The organism is Epilithonimonas sp. 33E, from assembly GCF_059372615.1.
In genome coordinates, this window is record NZ_CM182009.1 from 584781 (window position 1) to 606014 (window position 21234).

Here is a 21234-nt window from a genome sequence, read left to right on the forward strand (position 1 = left end):
AAAATCCGGTTGAATTGCAACCGGATTATATTTTTTTATGCTCTGTTTTTTAGATTAAGAATTAGCTGTAGTAAGATTAGCTACGGCATATTCTCTGTTCATTCTTGCAATGTTTTCCAGAGAGATTCCTTTTGGACATTCTACTTCACAAGCTCCGGTATTGGAACAGTTTCCGAAACCTTCTTCGTCCATAGCTTTCACCATGTTCAGGACTCTTCTTTTCGCTTCTACACGACCTTGTGGCAATAATGCAAACTGAGAAACTTTGGCACCCACAAATAGCATTGCAGAACCATTTTTACAAGTAGCTACACAAGCTCCACATCCTATGCAGGCAGCGGCATCCATTGCTTTATCAGAATCTTCTTTTGGAACAAGAATATTGTTTGCATCGGTGGTGTTCCCGGATGTGTTCACAGAAATAAAGCCGCCTGCAGCCATTACTCTATCAAATGCGCTTCTGTCAACCACCAAATCTTTGATTACCGGAAAAGCAACACTTCTCCAAGGTTCGATGTGGATCGTTTCGCCATCCTTGAAATGACGCATGTGCAGCTGACAAGTGGTAATCCCAGTGTCCGGACCATGCGCTCTACCATTGATATATAGCGAACACATACCACAGATTCCTTCACGACAATCATGATCAAATGCAACCGGGTCTTTCCCGTCGTTGATTAGTTGTTCATTCAGGATATCCAACATTTCCAGGAATGAAGAATCTGTTGAAACGTCAGAAATTTTATAAGTTTCGAATTGTCCCTTCGATTTATTATTTTTTTGTCTCCAAATTTTCAGCGTAAGATTTAAGCCTTTTTTTGCACTCATTTTTATATATTTTTGAATGGAGATTATTTGTAACTTCTTGCTTTAACTTCGATATTTTCATACACAAGCTCTTCCTTGTGCATTACTTCGGCATTGATGTCCATACCTTTATATTCCCAAGCGGCAACATATTTGTAATTCACATCATCACGTTTTGCCTCTCCATCCGGAGTAGAGTGGTCTTCACGGAAGTGTCCTCCACAAGATTCGTTTCTGTTAAGCGCATCGATTGCCATCAGTTGTCCTAGTTCCAGGAAGTCAGCAACTCTGAAAGCTTTTTCCAATTCAGGATTCAGATTATCGGCTTCACCGGGAACTTTTACATTCTGCCAGAAGTCTTTTCTTACTTCTTCGATTTCTTTGATGGCTTCTCTTAAGCCCTCAGGCGTTCTTCCCATTCCAACTTTGTTCCACATGATGTGGCCTAGTTTTTTATGGAAATAGTCAACTGAATGCGTTCCTTTATTAGTTAAGAAGAAATTGATCTTATCTTTAATCTCTTTTTCTGCATCGTCAAAGGCTGCAGATTCTGTCGGAATTTTACCAGTTCTGATGTCAGCAGAAAGATAATCAGCAATTGTATAAGGCAAGACGAAATATCCGTCTGCCAAACCTTGCATCAAAGCAGAAGCTCCTAATCTGTTAGCACCGTGATCTGAGAAGTTAGCTTCTCCGATTACGAAACATCCGGGAATTGTAGATTGCAAATTATAATCTACCCATACGCCACCCATTGTGTAGTGTACAGCAGGATAAATTTTCATTGGCGTTTTGTAAGGGTCATCAGCGGTAATTTTCTCGTACATTACGAATAAGTTACCATATTTCTCTTCAATCCACTTTTTACCAAGATCGTATATCTGTTGTTCCGTTGGATTATGGATATGTTTTTCGATAGCGGCTTCTTTACCTTTTTTCATGATTTCTGTAGAGAAATCCAGGTAAACGCCTTCTTTCGTATCGTTATTTTCAATTCCGTAACCTGCATCACATCTTTCTTTACCAGCTCTGGAGGCAACGTCTCTTGGTACCAGGTTACCAAAAGCAGGATATCTTCTTTCAAGGTAATAATCCCTGTCTTCTTCTTTAATATTTTCAGGTCTAAGTTTTCCTTCTCTGATCGCTACAGAATCTTCAATATTTTTAGGAACCCAGATTCTTCCTGAGTTTCTAAGAGATTCTGACATCAAAGTCAGTTTAGACTGCTGAGTTCCGTGAACAGGAATACAAGTCGGGTGAATCTGTACGTAACAAGGGTTTGCAAAATAGGCTCCCTTTTTATGAATTTTCCAGGCTGCAGAAACGTTGGATCCCATTGCGTTGGTAGAAAGGAAATACACGTTTCCATAACCTCCGGAAGCAATAACAACTGCGTGGGCTGAATGTCTTTCGATCTCACCGGTTACAAGATTTCTTGCAATGATTCCTCTTGCTTTTCCGTCAACAATTACAAGGTCCATCATCTCATGACGGTTGTACATCTTGATTCTGCCTTTACCGATCTGACGGCTCATTGCAGAGTATGCACCTAACAATAGCTGTTGTCCCGTTTGTCCTTTTGCGTAAAATGTTCTTTTCACCTGAACCCCACCAAACGAACGGTTATCTAGCTGACCACCGTAATCTCTCCCGAAAGGAACTCCCTGAGAAACACACTGGTCGATAATATTAGCAGAAACTTCAGCTAATCTGTATACGTTAGCTTCTCTTGCGCGGTAATCTCCACCTTTGATCGTGTCATAGAACAATCTGTAAGTTGAATCACCGTCGCCCTGATAATTCTTAGCCGCATTGATTCCTCCCTGAGCTGCAATTGAGTGTGCTCTTCTAGGAGAATCCTGATAACAGAATGCTTTTACATTATAGCCTTGTTCAGCAAGAGTCGCAGCAGCAGAACCGCCGGCTAATCCTGTCCCAACAATAATGATATCTATTTTGTCTCGGTTGTTTGGAGCAACCAAGTTCATATGATCTTTATGATGTTTCCATTTGTCCTTAAGCGGACCAGCAGGAATTTTTGAATCTAAACCCATAATTAACTTTTATATTATTGAGTAACGAAATGATAAATTGCAATGATGATAAATCCAAGCGGAATGATAACGGAGTACCAATTTCCAAATGCTTTGATAAAAGGCGTATACTTTGGATGTCTTGCTCCTATAGATTGAAAAGAAGACTGGAATCCGTGTGCTAAGTGCAGGCCTAATAATACGAAAGCAATTACATACAGAACAACTCTCCATATATCATGGAACTTGTGGTGCAATTCTTCCCAATATCTCAACTCATCAGGATTGTTCCCTTGGATATACTTATAACTGATTTCCGGATACCAAAAATCATAAAAATGCAAAGCTAAAAATGCTAAAATAACAGCGCCGGAAATCAACATGTTTCTGGACATCCATGTAGAGTTTGCAGAACCATTGTTCATCGCATATTTTACAGGTCTTGCATTATTGTTCTTGATTTCCAGAACAAAGCCCATTACAAAATGGAAAACCACTGCAAAAATCAGGATTGGCTGCATCAAAAACTGAACGGCAGGATTGTATCCCATAAAATGAGATGCCGTGTTGAATCCATCTTCGCTGAAGATTGAAATAAAATTGGTGGACAAGTGCATCACCAAAAAAATCAGCAAAAACATTGCTGAAAGTGCCATAGCATATTTTCTGCCTATAGAAGACGTAATACCTGCCATAATTCTGTTGTTATTTGAATTTTCACAAATTTAGAAAATAGTTGAGTGATATAACATTGAGAAATGTCAGAAAAATATAGTTTGTAATCTTTCTAAATAACGTTAAAATAATGTTAACGAATGTTTCAAAATTTATAATACTCTGTTTGTAAAATCAATAAAAAACCTCGAAATAATTCGAGGTTGGATTTATAATTCTTTTCTTAATCTTGCTACCGGGATATTCAGTTGTTCGCGGTATTTTGCAATTGTTCTTCTTGCAATGTTGTAACCTTTTTCTTTGAGGATTCCCACAAGAGCGTCATCTGTATAAGGTTTTCTCTTATTTTCCTTGTCTATAGCTTCCTGCAGGTGTTGCTTGATTTCTTTTGTAGAAACCTCTTCGCCATCATCATTGGTTAATGAATCAGAAAACAGGTTTTTAAGATAAACAATTCCGTTAGGAGTGTCTGCATATTTGCTTTTTACGACTCTGGAAATGGTCGAGATATCGAAGCCTGTAATGTCAGCAACATCTTTCAGAATCATCGGTTTGATATTTTTCTCGTCGCCGGTCAGGAAATAATCTTTCTGAAGTTTTACAATCGCAGTAATAGTTTGCAGTAGTGTATTTTGTCTTTGGTTGATTGCATCAATATACCATTTTGCAGCATCCAGTTTTTGTTTGATGAAAAGTGCTGCCTGCTTATGTTCTGCAGAATTTTTATCGTGAGAATAAGTTGATAGGATCTCTTTATATTCTTCAGATACCCTTAGAGTCGGCGCATTTTTATTATTCAAAGAAGGAATAACTTGGTTGTCTTTGATTTGAATCACAAAGTCCGGGATAATCTCTTGATTAATAGTGATCGTTTGTGTATCAAAGTTTCCTCCAACTTTTGGTGATAATCTTGAGATTTCGTCCAAAGCTTCTTTCAGATCCTCTTCTTCGATGTCATACTTCTGAAGAATCTTATTGTAATGCTTATTTGCTAATGCATCAAACTGATTTCGCAGGATGTTTCCTGCTAAAATTACCGCGGAGTCAGAGCTTACTTTTTTCTCGATCTGCAAAAGAAGACATTCTCTCAGATCTCTTGCGCCAACACCTGGCGGATCCAGTTTTTGAACATAATTTTCAAGAATATCTGTTACTTTTTCGATAGTTGTATATATACCTTGTGAGAATGCTAGGTCATCAACGATGGATTTGATTTCTCTTCTAAGGTAGCCGTCTGTATCAAGGTTTCCGATAATATACTCTGCAATTTTCAAATCTTCTTCATCAATATTAGAAAGTCGAATTTGCTCCAAGAGATAATCGTAAAGTGTCTGACCTTCTGTTAAAAGGGACTGATTGTCAAATTCTTCATCATCGGCGGAATAATTACTGCTTGCGGTTTTATAGCTCGGTTCGTCATCGTAAAGATACTCATCAACATCAAAATCTGTTTCGATACTTTCATTGCCCTCACTTTCGTATTCTTCGTCTGCTTTGGAATAGTCTTCTTCCGCATTTTCATCCGCTACTTTTTCTAAAGCGGGGTTTTCTTCCAGTTCTCTTTCCAATTCCTCTTCGAACTCCAAAGTATGAAGTTGTATCAGTTTCATCAATTGGATCTGTTGAGGCGCTAGTTTTTGACCGAGTTTAAGTTGTAGATTTTGCTTTAGCATAATTTTTCAATTGTCAATTTAATGATCAACTTTACGAAGTTAGAAAAATATTTTTTAAAAACAACAAGTTTAGCACGATTTTTGATGTATTACTTTCAAGTTAAATAGTTAGTAAAATAAAAAACCTTCAGATTGCGGTCTGAAGGTTTTTTGTTTACCAGATTTTGATTCGGTTTTCCGGAGCTACGTACAATTTGTCTCCAGGCTTGATGTCAAATGCTTTTTGAAATGCATCCATATTCACCAGTGGTCCAAAACTTCTGTAATATCCCGGCGAATGCGGATCGGTTTTAACCTGGTTGGTCATATACTTGTCTGTAGATTTGGTTCTCCAAACGGTTGCCCAGCTCATAAAGAATCTTTGATCTTGTGTCAAACCGCTAATTTTTCCAGGATTTCCGTGGTCTTTCAGATACATTTGTAAAGCTGTGTAAGCAACATTAATTCCGCCTAAATCTCCAATGTTTTCTCCACTAGTGAATTTTCCATTCACGAAGCTTCCTTTCACTGGTTCGTATTTATCATACTGCGCTGCCAGCTGTCCCACTTTTTCATCAAAGTTCTTTCTGTCGCTGTCTGTCCACCAATTGTTCAGGTTTCCATCGCCGTCGAAACGGGAACCGCTATCATCGAATCCGTGAGAAATCTCGTGACCTATAACACCACCGATTCCGCCAAAGTTAACAGCAGGATCGGCTTTGAAATTGAAAAACGGCGGTTGCAATATCGCTGCCGGAAAGACAATTTCGTTATTCGAAGAACTGTAGTAGGCATTCACGGTTTGTGGCGACATTCCCCATTCCGTCTTATCTACCGGTTTTCCTACTTTGTCCAGATTCTTCGCATATGTCCACTCTGTGATTTTCTCGAGATTATCAAAGTAGGTTCCGCCATTGGATGCGAGTTTAAGATTTAATTTTGAATAATCTTTCCACTTGTCCGGATAAGCGATTTTCACTTTGAATTTTGATAATTTTTCCAATGCCTTTTCCTTGGTTACTGGCGACATCCATTCAAGATTTTCGATATGGAGTTTGAATGATTTTTTGATGTAATCTACATACGTTTCCATTTTTTGCTTGGCTTCCGCTGGGAAATTTTTCTCAACGTAAAGTTTTCCAAAAGCTTCTCCTAAAACGCCGTTGATTACTCCAAGTCCACGTTTTTCCATAGAACGCTGCTCCTGCTGACCTTGCAGATATTTGGAATAGAAATCAAAGCGGATATTGTCCAGATTCTGGTCCAGATTGCCTGCATTGTTGTTAAGAAGGTCATACTTCATATATTCTTTGATGAGTCCGATATTATTGTCTGTCATCCAAGAATCCATATTTTGATAATATTTCAATTCGCCAATAATCACTTTGTCTGTGTTAACGCCAACCGTTTTAAGATAATCCGGAAGGTTGATGTTTTTCACCAAAGGTTTTAATTCTTTAACGGTTTTCGGATTGTAACGCAAATTTGCATCACGACCTTGTTCCAGAGTCAAAAGATCTTGTGCCAGTTTTTTCTCGAAATCAACAATTTGCTGAGCTGTTGCATCAGGATTTTTGTTGCCTAAAACCGTCTCAAGTTTGGCAACATAGTTTTTATATTCAGCTAAAGTTTTGGTATTGGCATCATTTACTTTTTGATAGTAATCTTTGCCTAAACCTAAACTTGGTCCACCCAGATAAACCGCGTTCATTACGGAGTTTTTCATGTCTGCACTAACTCGCCATCCATAAAAAGGATTATCTCCGGAAGGTGTAGCTTCGATAAGATATTTTTGTAAATCCTTGACGTTTTTAATGGCGTCAATTTTCCCTAATTGTGATTGAATAGGCTTGATACCTTCTGCATTTCGTTTTTTCCAGTCTATGAAAGTTCCGTACAGTGCCTGAATTTTTTCGCCTTCCGAATTGGGTGCAAATTTCTCCGAAAGCACCTTGTTCAGAATATCCAAAGATGCCACGTCCACATCCTCTCTCAAAGCGTTGAATGAGCCCCAACTTGGCTTGTCAGAAGGAATTACTGCGGTTTTCATCCAGCCACCATTTACATAATTATAGAAGTCATCCTGAGGTCTCACATTAGTGTCCATATAGGAAAGGTTGATGCCTTCATCTTTTGGCGTGTTGGTTTGTACGGATTTCTGGCTTGCGGTTTTGTTCTGTGCCGTGACAGTACTGCCAACATAAAAGGTGGCGCCGACTGTCATCAGGTAAATGCTTAACTTTTTCATTAAAGATTTATTTTTAATATTTTCAAATCTAATGATTTTAAATTTTATCGATATTCATAAAAAAATTCCTTCAGTTTTAATTGAAGGAATTTTGCTTTTATTTATTGTCTGAATAATGCTTAGAATTCTGCACTTTTCGGTGTTCTTGGGAAAGGAATTACATCTCTGATGTTGGTCATTCCTGTTACAAAAAGAACCAGTCTTTCCAATCCTAAACCAAATCCGGCGTGCGGAACTGAACCGAATCTTCTAGTGTCAAGATACCACCAAAGTTCTTCTTCGTCAACGTGCATTTCTGCCATTTTCTTTTTCAAAACATCCAGTCTCGCTTCTCTTTCAGAACCACCGATAATTTCACCAATTCCAGGGAAAAGGACATCCATTGCTGCAACCGTTTTATTGTCATCGTTCAGTTTCATATAGAACGCTTTGATTTCTTTCGGATAATCGAACAAAACAACCGGACTTTCGAAATGTTTTTCTACTAAGAATCTCTCGTGCTCAGACTGTAAATCGGTTCCCCATTTTTCAACGGGATAAACGAATTTCCCTTTTTTATTTTCTTTAGAATTCAGCAAAATCTCAATCGCCTCTGTATAAGATACTCTTTTGAATCTCTTCGCAATCACATTTTCCAGCTTTTCGATAAGACCTTCTTTTGCTCTTTCTTTTTCTGGTTTTTGTTTTTGTTCTTCGGCAAAACGTTTGTCAAGGAAATCCAAATCGTCTTTGCAGTTATCCAAAACATATTTAATTACATATTTCAGAAAATCTTCTGCTAAATCGATATTATCTTCCAAATTGTTGAAAGCCACTTCCGGCTCAATCATCCAGAACTCAGCTAAGTGACGTGTTGTATTCGAGTTTTCTGCACGGAACGTTGGTCCGAAAGTATAAATTCTTCCCAATCCCATTGCCGCAGTTTCGCCTTCCAATTGTCCGGAAACTGTCAGGTTGGTTTTCTTACCAAAGAAATCCTGAGAAAAATCTATTTCGCCTTCTTCTGTTTTTGGAATTTGATTAAGGTCGAAGTTGGTAACGCCGAACATTTCACCAGCGCCTTCTGCATCAGCTCCTGTAATTACAGGCGTATTGATGTAGAAAAACTGATTTTGATTGAAGAAGGAGTGAATCGCAAAACTCACCGCGTGTCGCACTCTGAAAACTGCTCCAAACAAATTGGTTCTGAATCTCAAATGCGCTTGTTCACGCAATTTTTCCAAACTGTGTTTCTTAGGTTGAAGAATGGTTGCTTGTAATTCGTCAAAGAAATTATCTCCCAAAACAGTGATTTTCTTAGCGATGATTTCTACAGTTTGACCTGCACCTTGACTTTCCACCACTTCACCTACAACTTTCAAAGACGAAGCAGTATTGATTCTCTTGATAGTTTCTTCGTCGAAATTTTCAAAATCCACAACCACTTGCAGATTATTGATTGTAGAACCGTCATTAAGAGCTATAAAACGGTTAGAACGGAACGCTCTTACCCAACCCTGAACGGTAATGTCGTGATGCAAAACTTTTTTGTAATCTGCTAATAAGTCTTTAATCGTCTGTCTTTTCATCGTATAAACTTTGTAAAGTTCCTTCTTTAAAATTAAGTGAGTGCAAATTTAGAAAAAAAAGACAACCTGAATGTATAAATACTACCATATTGATATAGAATTAAATATAAATTTGTTTATTTGATGTAAATCCCGATATTTATTTTAAATTCAAAAAATGAACACACTTCGTAATGGCGAATTTTTTGGACGGACCAATGAAAAGCTCAACTTCGATGGATTGACCATTACGGACACAGAATACACGCATCCTTATGTCGATTGGCATTATCACGAGAATCCTTATTTCACTTTTCTGCTTCAGGGAAATATGACGGAAGGGAACAAGAAAGAAATCTACGATTGTTCTGCAGTAACTTTGCTTTATCATCATTGGGAAGACGCGCACTACAATATCAAACCTGACATTTTTACGCGAGGTTTCCACATCGAAATTACAGAAGAATGGTTTGAGAAATTTCATGTTTCGAAAGAAAATATGGAAGGCAGTTTCAATATCAAAAATCCTGCTTTCAAATTATTGATTTACCAGATTTTCAAAGAATCAAAATTGAATGATAATTCTTTTGAATTGAGTATTAATCAAGTTTTGTTGAATCTTTTCAGCCAATTGTCCAATCAGAAAAGTTACTCTGGAAAGAAACCGGTTTGGGTCAGCCAGATTGATGAAATTCTCCGCGAAAGTTTTACTGAGAAACTAAACCTCACAGAACTGTCTAAAACTTTGAATATTCATCCGATGCATTTGAGTCGTGATTTTCAAAAATATTTTCAGTGTAACTTGGGAGAATATATCAGAAAACTTAAAGTCGAAAAATCATTGATTTTACTTAATCAAAATGATTCTTTGTCCGAAGTTGCTTTGGAATGCGGATTTGCGGATCAAAGTCATTTTATCCGGTGTTTTAAAGAAAATATTGGAGTCACGCCATTTAAATTTAAAAATATTCTGAAAAAACTTTGATTTACCACAAAGACACAAAAGCTTATTTTTATAACACAAAGATCACAAGGCTTGACTTCGTAAAATATTAAAATAATTTGTGTTCTTTGTGAAAATCTCTGTGTCTTTGTGGTTAATCACAACGATGTTAATTTCATTCTATTTTTTCCGAAATTCAAAGTTTAATTTTGTCAGATAAAATTTACAATGAAATCAACTTTTTTATTTCTCCTAATTTTAGTCTTCGGATTTTCTCAAAGTCAAATCGAAAATATCGTTGAGCCTGAAAAAATCGAAAATCCCATTCAGAAAAAGCATTTGAACCAAATTCTGTTTTTAGATAAAGTAGTTTCAATTGACAATCTCCAGGAATCTGATTTTCTTAAAACTATGACTTTTCAGGAGGACAAAGATTTTGATATTCGGGTTTTTCTGGATAATTCTTTGGTCAATTATCTTTATCAGCTTGATGATTCTTTGACTGTTGATGAGTTGCTTAAAAAAGGAAATTACCAATTCAATTTTTATGTTGACGGAAAATTGATTTATACCGAAAATCTTAATTCCGGAGCGGGAAAAATGGAAGATAAAAAAATTAAAACCAATTTTAGAATTCCGTTTCTGAACACCCAAAATGAAGATTCTTGGGGAAGATATCTTTGGATGAGGTTTTTCTTTGCAAATGGCGGAATGGACGCTTTGGAAGTCGGAAATCATATTTTGAAAATCGAAATCAAACCATATTTGAAAACTTCAACATTGAAAGTTGGAAGCGTGATTGCATCCGGCAAAATCCAATTAACTGTTCCAAAAAAGAATATTTCCGAAGAACAAATCGCTGTTCAAAAAATCAAACCGAACAGCGGTTGGCAAATTTCTAATGAAAAAATCGACCAAGAGAAAATCAGACTTCTCAATCAGAAAATTGCTGAAAATAGATTCAGAGAGATTACAGGAATTGTTGTGATTAATGATGAAAAATTGCTGTTGGAAGAATATTTTAATGGCTATAATAGGGATAGTTTAAATGATACACGTTCGGTCGGGAAATCCTTTTCTTCAGCTTTGATGGGAATTGCAATCAAAGATGGTTATATCAAAAATGAAAATCAAACTCTGAAAGATTTTTATGATTTGAAACAATTCAAAAATTATTCTCCGAAAAAAGATAGTGTTACGCTTAAAAGCTTATTGACAATGGGTTCTGCTTTTGATGGCAATGATGCTGATTACGATTCTGTTGGAAATGAAGAAAATATGTATCCAACGGATAATTGGGTGAAATTCACTTTGGATTTGCCAATGACTGAGAATGAAATTGGAAAAATTTGGCATTATTTCACCGCAGGAGTCGTTGTTACCGGAGATATTCTGGACAAATCTGTTCCTAAAGGTTTAAAGGATTATGCAGACAAAAAACTATTCCAACCACTTGGCATTACGAATTACAAATGGCAGTTCACACCTCAAAACAAACCTTCTTTAGCAGGTGGATTACGAATGCGAGCTTTGGATTTTGCCAAGTTCGGACAACTTTACAAGAATAATGGAATTTGGAATGGCAGGCAAATTTTAGACAAAACTTGGATTCAGAAAACTTTCACCAACTATTTTGCTGATAACAAGGAATCAGAAGGTTACGGTTATCTGTTTTGGCGAAAAGTTTACAAGGTCGGAAACAAAAGCTATGAATCTTATCAATCCAGCGGAAATGGCGGGAACAAAATTATCATTTTTAAAGATCTTCCTATTGTAATGGTTATTACAGCAAAAGCTTATAACAGACCTTATGCACATTCGCAGGTAGATAAAATTGTTCAGGAATATTTACTTCCTTCTGTTTTGAATGAGTGATTTTTTATTCGTCCTTTTTAGAAGGAATTAAGAACACATCCATCAAACCTTCTGGTAAAAACATCTTGATGAATTTCTCTTCACGATTCACTTCCAGAATCCAGTCTCTGATAATCGGAATGATGATTTCTTTTCCGGCAAGGTCAAGGATGAAATAATTCTGAGCGGTCTGGTCATTGATAGAAACAATATTTCCACAAGTTTTTCCATCAGCTTCACGGATCTCGAAACCAATCACTTCATGGTAATAGAATTTTTTCCCGGTCAATGGCGGTAGAGTAGAAAGTGGAAGATAAACACCTTTTCCAAGCGATTGATTCACCAAGGCTTCGGAAGAATTTTTGAAAGAAATAATTTTGGTGTCTGCTTTGGACCAGGATTGTTTCTCCACAAAAAAAGGAACTAGTAAACCATTGACTTCCACAAAAATCGATTCCAGTTTGTTGTACATCTCAGGTTGGTCAGTGTCTAGTTTTAAGATAACATTCCCTTGTAATCCGTGTGTTCTGGTAATCGTTCCTAAAAAATAGCAATCTTCTTTTTTCATTATTTCCGATGATGAATTTTATTAAACAACAAAGACACGAAAACTTCGTGTCTTTGTTTTGTATCTTTTGTTAAAGAATTAAGCCTGAGTTTCTTCAGTTCCTTCTGCCTCAGCAGTTGGCTCTTCAGTAGCAGCTTCTTCTGTTGCAACTTCCTCAGCAGGAGCGTTAGCAGCCTCTTCAGCAGCTTTTGCATCAGCCTCAGCTTTCGCAGCAGCATCAATTCTTGCCTGGTTTACTTTTGCTTCAGCTTCCAGAGCTGCTTTTTTAGCATCAGCTTTAGCAGTTGATAAACCTTCAACTTTTCCTTGTACTTTAGCATCTTTTGCTTCAACCCAAGCAGCGAATCTCTTCTCAGCTTCAGCCTCGTCAAAAGCACCTTTGGCAACACCACCTTGAAGGTGTTTTTTGTACAAAGCACCTTTGTAAGAAAGGATAGCTCTTGCAGTATCAGTTGGCTGAGCTCCGTTGTTTAACCACTTTACAGCAGAATCAACGTTCAAATCGATAGTTGCAGGGTTAGTAATTGGGTTGTAAGTTCCTAGTTTCTCGATGAATCTACCATCTCTTCTAGCTCTTGAATCTGCAACCACGATGTGGAAAAAAGGTTTCCCTTTTGATCCGTGTCTTTGTAATCTGATTTTTACTGACATAAATTTTAAATTTGTGGGATCACGTCCCGATTAAATATTAAGTGCGCAAAGATACAAAAAAAGTTCAATGTTCAATAGCTTGAATTAAAAAATCTAAAAACCTTAAGAATAGAACTTTAAACTTTCAATTTTTAGGAGCCGGGAAACTGCTTTCCGTTGCAATTCCTCGCTGGGTCGGCTCCGCTATGCTCCGCCACCTCGCTGCGGGATTTCCACTACAATCAGGCTATTGAAGAATTATCTGTTTTTCAGTAAAATCCAGGAGCTGTATTTATGAATCACTCCTGTGTCTGGTTCTGTCCATTCCAGCATATACCAATATGATGCAGTTGGTAAAATTCGTCCGTTATGTTTTCCGTCCCAAATATATTTTCCGTCTTTTGATGCAAAAACGATTTGACCGTTACGGTCAACTATTTTAAATGTGACATGGTCTTTCAGGTTCAAGCTTGAGTAATCCAGTATATCATTTTTTCCGTCGCCATTAGGAGTTATAATATTAACAAGATTGATATTAGAAAATTCTCTCACAGAGGGAATGCATTTTTTAGCACTTCTTACATACACTTTCTGAATTCCTTTTGGAACATTATTAAAAGTATTTGAAGATTGCCAAATTATTCCATCCATAGAATACTCATATGGAGCGGTTCCCCCGGTTGCGGTAATTTTTAATATGTTATTTTCAATTTCTAAAATTTTGATAACAACTTCTTCCTCAGCAATTACATTCACTTTTTGTCTGGTTGTACAGCCATCAAATGTAAGGTCAACCCAATGTTCACCCACACTTAATGATCCAGAAGTAGAGAGTGTAGATCCAGAATCCCATAAATAACCATCAAAACCTGATCCGGCATCCAAGATTATATTGTTTTCTTTGCAGATAGTAACATCTTGTAGCATACTTGATATTTTCGGATTTTTGAAAATTAATTTTAATTCTCCGACTGCTGGGCAATCGATGTTATTTTCAAAGCGGAAAAAAAAACTTTTGCTGGTTTTAAGATCTTGTAAATTAGAAATACTATTTAGTTTTGTTTTTGCATCATTCGAGGTTTCATAGAAAGTAATGTTAGATGCCTGTGTAGTAAATAAATTGATGTAATCAATCAGGTTAATTGGTTCGTTTCCGGAGCGGTCTGTATCACATATTTCTATTGGTGATACACTATTCAGTAAAATCTGTGGGGCAATATTAAAATTGATTGTTCCAAAAACTGATGGACAAGCATTTTTACTTCTTACTTCAATAATGACTGAAGTATTTCTTGTGAAAGTGAAATTGTCAGATAAAGGTGTTGCCGGGTTAGATGTAAGATAGTAATAGACTTCAAAATTGTTAGGATTATTAACAATAATAGGAGTAATATCAGATAGTTTTAAGCTGATTGAATTATCCAGATCATTATCACAAAGATTAGCATTGTATAAGCTTGTATCTACATTGGGAACAGGATAGAAATTTAAAAATATTTCTGCAGAGTTTTCACACCCATTGGTTGTCATCACCCAGGCAAACACAGAACCTCCGGCTGAAGTGTAAGCTGAAGGATTTAGAATTTCTGTTCCGGGAATATGATCCTGAGCTTCCTGTAATGTCAGATAATATTTTATGCTTGATGTCGGTTCACTGGTAAGAACTGCAGATTTAAGATTAAAGACTCCTTGGTCCAAGTTGTTTTTACAAACTTTTAGATCAGGATTTAAAAGTGTAAGTGGTTTCCACTCGACCTTGATTGTTTCTACCCGAAAACATTCTGTTACTTTACTTTGAATCCTATAAAAATAGTTTTGATTGTTAAGTGTTAAAGGCCGGGTAATTCTATTTTCATCATAAGTAGCATCCTCGTATGTATCGTAATAAGTTACCTCAAAATCAGGATTACCATTTAATATATTAGATGTATAAGAAGAAAAATCATAAACTGTACTTGTGTTGCATAGTGCGATATCTGGAACTGTTCCGAAAGGATTGGGTGCAGAACTGAATGGGTCTTCCAGCATTGCTGTTCCTGTCCAATTAAGAGTAAATGAACCGTTGCCAATAGGTCTGTCAATAACTAAAAAGTAAGATTCACCAGCTAGAACATCTAGAGATTTTATATAACCATCGCCAAGTTCGCCCGGACCTTCAGAGAAATCACCGGCAGGTTCTGAATCTCTCATCCCTGTATGATTATCAGCCAAAAAAGCTGCTTCAGGATTTGTGGTAGAGCATCTGATAGAGCTTCCCAATGCGCTGCAAGAAGCCTTGGGCCCAAAAATCCAGAAATCATAATCGACATCAATGGCAGAACTTGTCGGAATAAGATCAAAGCCTAAAGTTCCACTGGTTTTTACTGTGAATTTCAGCCAAAGAGAATTATGTTCAATACTATGGCATACTTTGGTGCTGTCCAATTCCTGTACGCCATAGCCTGTTGGATTTAATGTAATGGTTTGATTTCCGCAGATTTGAATATAATTAATGCAATCATTAGCTTCGCGGTTTTGCGTGAAAAATAATTTACAGATTAGAAGAAAAATAACGATTGCAATTTTTTTCATCAGAGTTACGTGTTTTATTTTTTTGCAAAACTAAAAATAACTTTACTTTAAGACAAATATTTTATTAACTCAAAGCTTTCTTATAGACTGCCAAAGCTCTTTCTCTCGCAAATTGGTGTTCCACGATTCTGTTATTCAGAACACTGTTTTCAAAATCAGGATTCCACTTTTTGATATATTTCAAATCCTTATCAAATTTCTTTGTTTGCTCATCCGGATTGAAAACTCTGAAATAAGGCGCTGCATCGCAGCCGCAACCTGCTGCCCATTGCCAATTTCCGTTGTTGGCGGACAAATCATAATCCAACAATTTCTTAGCAAAATAAGCTTCGCCCCAACGCCAATCTATCAAAAGATGTTTGGTGAGAAAGCTGGCGACTACCATTCTGATTCTGTTATGCATTCGCCCGGTTTGGTTCAGTTGCCGCATTCCCGCATCTACAATTGGATAACCTGTTTCGCCTTTGCACCATTTTTCAAATTCAGATTCGTTGTTGCGCCATTGGATATCTTCATATTTTTCCTTGAAACAATGCTTCATTACTTTCGGAAAGTGAAAAAGAATCTGCATGAAAAACTCTCTCCAAATCAATTCATTCAGCCAGGTTTCATTATGACTCAAAGCAAATTTCACACACTTCCGAATCGAAATCGTTCCAAATCTCAATGCAATTCCCAAATGTGTGGTCGCATCCAAAGCAGGAAAATTTCTTTTTTTATCGTAAACATCAATGATTTTGGATTCCAGTTTTGGCTCTTCAAATTCCAAGTCTGTTTTCTCGAATCCGATTTCCTTTAAGGTTAAGATTTTCTTTTTTGGTAGTTTTTGAAATTGGTCGTTCTTCAGATTATTTGTGTTGTAATCCTTTTCTGAAAGCAATTTCTTCCACTTTTTAGAAAAAGGTGTGTAAACCGTGTAAGGCTCGCCATTATCTTTTACAACTTCGTTTTTCTCAAAAATCACCTGGTCTTTGAAATCGATAAACTCAATGTTTTTTGAATGGAGAAAATCCTTAACCTCGTCATCTCTTTTGATTGCCGAAGGTTCATAATCTCTGTTGCAATAAACCGATTGGATATCATATTCTTTTTGTAATTGTTTGAAAATATCCAAAGGTATTCCATAGAATGTCAAGAATGAACTTCCAATCTCGTGCAATTGGTTATTGATTCTTTCGACAGCTTGATGGATGTAATCTACACGACGGTCGTATTTATCTTCGAGAAGGTCAAGGATATCTTTGTCAAAAATAAAAATGGGGATTACTTTTTCATCAGCTTTCAACGCTTCGGACAAGCCTTTGTTGTCATCCAAACGAAGGTCTCTCCGAAACCAGAATATTGAGATTTTTTGCATTGATAATTTTATAATAAATCAATAAAAAATTATTCCAAACTTCCCAGATAAAACAATCCCAAACATTGTTGATTCTCTTCAATTTTCAAAGAATCTTTCAAGTTGTTTACGATTTTTGGAGAACTCCAATAACAGCCGATTCTGTAGGCGGTGCAAGTGAGATACATATTTTGTACAGCCATAGATGTTGCGGCAATTTCTTCCCAGTCCGGAACTAATCCGCTGAATTCGACCACAATTGAAATGACAGCGTTGGCTTTCGAAATTTTAAAACTAATATCATCATATTTTTTTTGCAGAAACTGAAAGTCTTGTGTGATTTCTTTGTAAATATTTTGTAATTCCTGTCCAAGATTTTGTTTTTCTTCTCCTTTGAAGACTTTGAAGCGCCAAGGTTTTGTACGTTTATGATTCGGAGCTAGGACGGCATTGCTGAGAATTTCGTCAATGATATGCTGTGGAATTTCTTTGTCCGAGTAATCTTTTGGGAAGATGCTTCTGCGCTCTTCTATAATGTGTTTGAGAATTGTTGCGTTTTCCATTCCGTAAAATTACGAATTAGAATTAGGTAATCTTTAATTTTGAAAATCAAAATCGATTAAAAAATTTCCACAATTTCCTGACTGATTCTATTAAGGATAAACGAATCGCCGGGTTTCATTCCCATCATTGTCTGCGCCATCGGACTTTCGGGAGAAATGGCATAAAAACGGTCACCCTGAAAGAAAAATTCTCCCAAAGAAACAGAAATATAAAAACGGGCTTTGTTGGTAATAACCAGTGAACCTAATTTTACAACATCGGATTCCGAATTCAGGACTTTTCGCATCTGGTTCTGCATACTTTTCAACGAAACCATTTGCTTATCCAAGTGATAAATCTCCTCCTGAATCTCCTCTCTTATCGAATCATATTTTGATGTTTTTTTGATGTCACGGCTGGCTTCCAGAGAGAAGTTGAGGTAAAATTCCAAAGTTTTCACTTTCCCCGAAATGCTGTCGTTCACAAAATCCCGTAATTCACTTTTATCATAAACAGTCTTCTGCATAAATCCAATTTTAAATAAAGATAATGATTTTAGAAACAAATAAAAACCTCTCTAGAAATTAGAAAGGTTATGTGTGATTATATCATTAATTATTCCAAAAGATCGGGTCTTCGCTCTTTCGTGATCCTCACAGCTTCATCGTGACGCCAATCTTCTATCGCTGCAAAATTACCGCTCAACAAAATTTTCGGAACAGCTAAATCCTTATAAACCTCAGGCCTTGTATAGATTGGCGGTGATAAAAGGTCGTCCTGAAAACTGTCTGTCAGAGCGCTTTGTTCGTCATTCAAAACACCAGGCAATAATCGGATAACAGAATCTGCCAAAACACAAGCTGCTAATTCTCCGCCGGTTAAAACATAATCACCAATGGAAATTTCTTTTGTAATGTGCAGATCACGAACTCTCTGGTCGATACCTTTGTAATGGCCGCAAAGAAAAATCAGATTCTTTTTAATTGATAAGGTATTGGCGATTCTTTGGTTCAATGTTTCGCCGTCAGGAGTCAGGTAGATGATTTCATCATAATCTCTTTGAGATTTAAGTTCGGAGATGCATTTGTCCAACGGTTCTACCATCATCACCATGCCAGCGCCGCCGCCATAAGGTTCATCATCGATCTGGCGATGTTTATTAATGCTCCAGTCTCTGATGTTATGAAAATGAACTTCTGCCAGTCCTTTTTCCATCGCTCTTTTGAGGATTGATGTTTTGAACGGACTTTCCATAAGTTCAGGAACTACGCTGATGATATCGATTCGCATATTTTTTTATAATTGATAAAAGATAAATGATGAATGATGAGCGACGAATTGTAATCAATTATCAATCATCGATTATCATCTATATTATTGTTCTGTTGGGTTTTTGTTGGAAGGTGCAATTATCAATCTCAGAGATGAGTCTTTATTAAAATAGCTCCACATCCAGTTGAAGAAAATCGCAATTTTGTTTCTGACGCTCAGAATCAGCATCAAATGTAAGAACATCCAGAAATACCAAGCAAGAAAACCCTGAAATTTAAATTTAGGCAAATCAACAACCGCTCTGTGTTTCCCGATGGTAGCCATAGAACCGCGGTCAATGTATTCGTATTCCTGCCAGTCTTTTTCTGAATTTTTTTTGAAATTTTTAGCGAGATTTTTCCCTTGATTGATTGCAACATTCGCGACCTGAGGATGACCTTGCGGATATTTTGGTGTTTCCATATAAGCGATATCACCAATTGCAAAGATATTATCGTAACCTTTTACCTGATTGTAACGATTAACGATATATCGGTTTCTCACAAGATTTTCTTTATTGAAATCATCAATGATATTTCCGGTAACACCTGCTGCCCAGATCACATTATTTGTGGGAATCGAGTTGCCACTTTGCATATAGATTTTGTCACCGTCATAATCTGTTACCCGTTCATTTTTCAGAAATTTCACACCAAGCTGAATCAGGTATTTTTCCGCAGCGTCCTGAGATTCCTGGCTCATTGCTTCCAACGGTTTGTCGCCGGAACTGATGAGAATGATGTTGAGGTCAGAAAAATTCATTCTTGGATAATCTCTCGGCATTATGTAGGTTTTCATTTCAGAAAATGCACCGGCTAGCTCAACACCTGTCGGCCCGCTTCCTACAATTACAAGATTCCAGTTGCCGTCATCGCTCGCTTTTCTTTCGATAATCATCTTTTCGAAAGTCATTAAAATGTGATTTCTGATGGTGATCGCTTCTTGAGTATTTTTCATTCCCAATGTCAGTTCCTGCATCTTTTGATTACCAAAAAAATTAGTTCTGCAGCCTGTCGCTATCACCAATTTATCATAGGTAAAAACACCATCTTTACCAATAATTTTATTTTCTGAAGGAATAATTTTCTCAATTTCTGTCATCCGGAACTGGATGTTTTTCGATTTCTGGAAAATCTTCCTGAAAGGAAAAGAGATGTTGGAAGGCTCAATGCGCCCGGTTGCAACCTGATAGAATAATGGCTGGAACATGTGGTGGTTCATCCTGTCGATGACCATTACTTTATATTTTGGATTGTTGTTAAGATGACGTGCGAGCTGTAAACCTGCAAAACCTCCTCCGATGATGACGATCTTTTCCCTCATTGTGAATTTTTTATAAAATTAAGCTTTATTTTTCGAATTCTGCTATGCAAAAATTGTGCTTAACAGTTTGGATTTGATTTTTATTTCCAAAAAATAAGCTCTTCCAAATACCAGGAAGAGCTTATAAAAACACAAATGATGAAAAAATTAATTTTTATAAAAACCTCCGGCGATAATGCCAGCTGAAAATGTTTTCTCAAGATTGCCGGTAAGAGAGTAAACAGAAATTTTAGATGCTTCTTTGTAATCCTTAGCATCGGAAATGAAAATTTTACCATTAAGAACTTCCAAAGCATAAATTGTAGAATAATCTGTAAACGGAGCAATCGTAAAAGTGGGAACAGGCGTAGATGTGCCTGATAAATCGGTTACATAAACGTTTCCTTTTGAATTGAAAACAACCTTGTTATTTCCAATACTCAGGTTTTCTCCATTTGGAATTCCTGCATATTTGGTTTCCTTTGTGATTTCACCCGCAGCATTGATTTGATATAAATAAGTATCCACATAATCATTGGTTAATGTATATACCACATTGTCAGCTGCAACAGTTTTAGTGATCTGTCCGTGTGGAAGTGTAATAAGTTTTTCTACTTCGTTTGCGCTGTTGATAACCGAAATTTTATTTCCAAATCCATAAGAAGCATGCTGAACAAAAACCTTATTACCAGCGGAAACAATCCTTTCTACAGTGTCTGTAAAGTTTATTTTTTTTACGAAATTGTTGTTGGCAGAATTATAAACCGCAACATATTGGTCTCCATTATAGGTGCTGTTTGTGACATAAAAACTGTTGTTCGCAAAAGTAATGTAACGTGGCTGCTTTACATTGTCCGTAATAGTTGCCGTTTTATTGAATCTGAAACGATTGACAACTTCGATTTTGTTAGAATTATTAGCAACAATATAGGCTTGATCTCCGGAAAACCCAATATTGTTAACAACATCTCCAAGATCGGCATTATTCACTTTTTTGTAGATTCCGTTTTCTATTGTAGAAAAATCGGCCGGGATAAAAGAAACTTCACCGCTAGGTGTTCCAAAGTTACCTTCATTTGAAACAAGGATTCCGCTGTATGACTTTTCCTGATTTTCGAAATCAAAGTCATCGTCATTACAAGAAGCAACCAGCAATAATGCCGATGCAAAAAAACAAGTTAAAAGGTTGTTGATTTTCATATGTATTAAAATTA

Annotated in this window: 17 protein-coding genes; 2 read left to right on the plus strand and 15 right to left on the minus strand. The window is 36.7% G+C overall.

Annotation, left to right across the window (positions count from 1 at the left end):
* Window positions 1-54: 54 nt before the first annotated feature.
* From AC5P2S_RS02845 to asnS, 6 genes are all read right to left on the minus strand, one after another.
* Window positions 55-828, minus strand: coding sequence for a succinate dehydrogenase/fumarate reductase iron-sulfur subunit (locus AC5P2S_RS02845; RefSeq protein WP_283416262.1), 774 nt, complete (start codon window positions 826-828; stop codon window positions 55-57).
* A gap of 23 nt (window positions 829-851) precedes the next feature.
* Window positions 852-2861 carry a fumarate reductase/succinate dehydrogenase flavoprotein subunit gene (locus AC5P2S_RS02850; protein WP_379953374.1) on the minus strand — a complete coding sequence of 670 codons (2010 nt, stop codon included), beginning with the start codon at window positions 2859-2861 and terminating at the stop codon, window positions 852-854.
* 14 nt (window positions 2862-2875) lie between these two features.
* Complete coding sequence (locus AC5P2S_RS02855; protein ID WP_283416263.1) at window positions 2876-3535, minus strand: succinate dehydrogenase cytochrome b subunit; 660 nt, start codon at window positions 3533-3535, stop codon at window positions 2876-2878.
* Window positions 3536-3724: 189 nt separating this feature from the next.
* Window positions 3725-5188, minus strand: a complete 1464-nt coding sequence (gene rpoN / locus AC5P2S_RS02860) for an RNA polymerase factor sigma-54 (protein ID WP_120213943.1) — start codon at window positions 5186-5188, stop codon at window positions 3725-3727.
* Between the two features lie 154 nt (window positions 5189-5342).
* Window positions 5343-7415, minus strand: coding sequence for a M13 family metallopeptidase (locus tag AC5P2S_RS02865; protein WP_494556149.1), 2073 nt, complete (start codon window positions 7413-7415; stop codon window positions 5343-5345).
* A gap of 119 nt (window positions 7416-7534) precedes the next feature.
* The gene (gene asnS / locus AC5P2S_RS02870) at window positions 7535-8983 is read right to left on the minus strand and encodes an asparagine--tRNA ligase (RefSeq protein WP_494556150.1); all 1449 of its coding nucleotides are present in this window, start codon (window positions 8981-8983) and stop codon (window positions 7535-7537) included.
* Between the two features lie 157 nt (window positions 8984-9140).
* Between asnS and AC5P2S_RS02875 the strand changes: the two genes are divergently transcribed.
* Entirely contained in the window at window positions 9141-9947 is an 807-nt protein-coding gene (locus tag AC5P2S_RS02875; protein ID WP_494556151.1) for a helix-turn-helix domain-containing protein, read from the plus strand.
* Between the two features lie 186 nt (window positions 9948-10133).
* Window positions 10134-11780, plus strand: a complete 1647-nt coding sequence (locus tag AC5P2S_RS02880; RefSeq protein ID WP_494556152.1) for a serine hydrolase domain-containing protein — start codon at window positions 10134-10136, stop codon at window positions 11778-11780.
* Window positions 11781-11784: 4 nt separating this feature from the next.
* Here the strand turns inward: AC5P2S_RS02880 and rimM are convergent, their stop codons facing one another.
* From rimM to AC5P2S_RS02925, 9 genes are all read right to left on the minus strand, one after another.
* On the minus strand, window positions 11785-12327 hold the full coding sequence (gene rimM, locus AC5P2S_RS02885) for a ribosome maturation factor RimM (RefSeq protein WP_283416270.1): 543 nt from the start codon (window positions 12325-12327) through the stop codon (window positions 11785-11787).
* Window positions 12328-12405: 78 nt separating this feature from the next.
* Window positions 12406-12978: a 30S ribosomal protein S16 gene (locus tag AC5P2S_RS02890; protein WP_494556153.1), complete on the minus strand. Its 573-nt coding sequence runs from the start codon at window positions 12976-12978 to the stop codon at window positions 12406-12408.
* Window positions 12979-13215: 237 nt separating this feature from the next.
* The gene (locus AC5P2S_RS02895) at window positions 13216-15528 is read right to left on the minus strand and encodes an FIDD domain-containing protein (protein WP_494556154.1); all 2313 of its coding nucleotides are present in this window, start codon (window positions 15526-15528) and stop codon (window positions 13216-13218) included.
* 64 nt (window positions 15529-15592) lie between these two features.
* Window positions 15593-16885 carry a cryptochrome/photolyase family protein gene (locus tag AC5P2S_RS02900; RefSeq protein WP_494556155.1) on the minus strand — a complete coding sequence of 431 codons (1293 nt, stop codon included), beginning with the start codon at window positions 16883-16885 and terminating at the stop codon, window positions 15593-15595.
* Between the two features lie 29 nt (window positions 16886-16914).
* On the minus strand, window positions 16915-17427 hold the full coding sequence (locus tag AC5P2S_RS02905; protein WP_494556156.1) for a nitroreductase family protein: 513 nt from the start codon (window positions 17425-17427) through the stop codon (window positions 16915-16917).
* Window positions 17428-17483: 56 nt separating this feature from the next.
* Window positions 17484-17933, minus strand: coding sequence for a GreA/GreB family elongation factor (locus tag AC5P2S_RS02910; protein WP_283416274.1), 450 nt, complete (start codon window positions 17931-17933; stop codon window positions 17484-17486).
* A gap of 89 nt (window positions 17934-18022) precedes the next feature.
* Window positions 18023-18697 (minus strand): tRNA (guanosine(37)-N1)-methyltransferase TrmD, encoded by a 675-nt coding sequence (trmD, locus tag AC5P2S_RS02915; protein ID WP_283416275.1) that lies wholly within the window; start codon window positions 18695-18697, stop codon window positions 18023-18025.
* Between the two features lie 84 nt (window positions 18698-18781).
* Window positions 18782-20041, minus strand: a complete 1260-nt coding sequence (locus tag AC5P2S_RS02920) for an NAD(P)/FAD-dependent oxidoreductase (RefSeq protein WP_283416276.1) — start codon at window positions 20039-20041, stop codon at window positions 18782-18784.
* Window positions 20042-20188: 147 nt separating this feature from the next.
* Entirely contained in the window at window positions 20189-21220 is a 1032-nt protein-coding gene (locus tag AC5P2S_RS02925; RefSeq protein WP_494556157.1) for a YncE family protein, read from the minus strand.
* Between the last annotated feature and the right edge of the window lie 14 nt (window positions 21221-21234).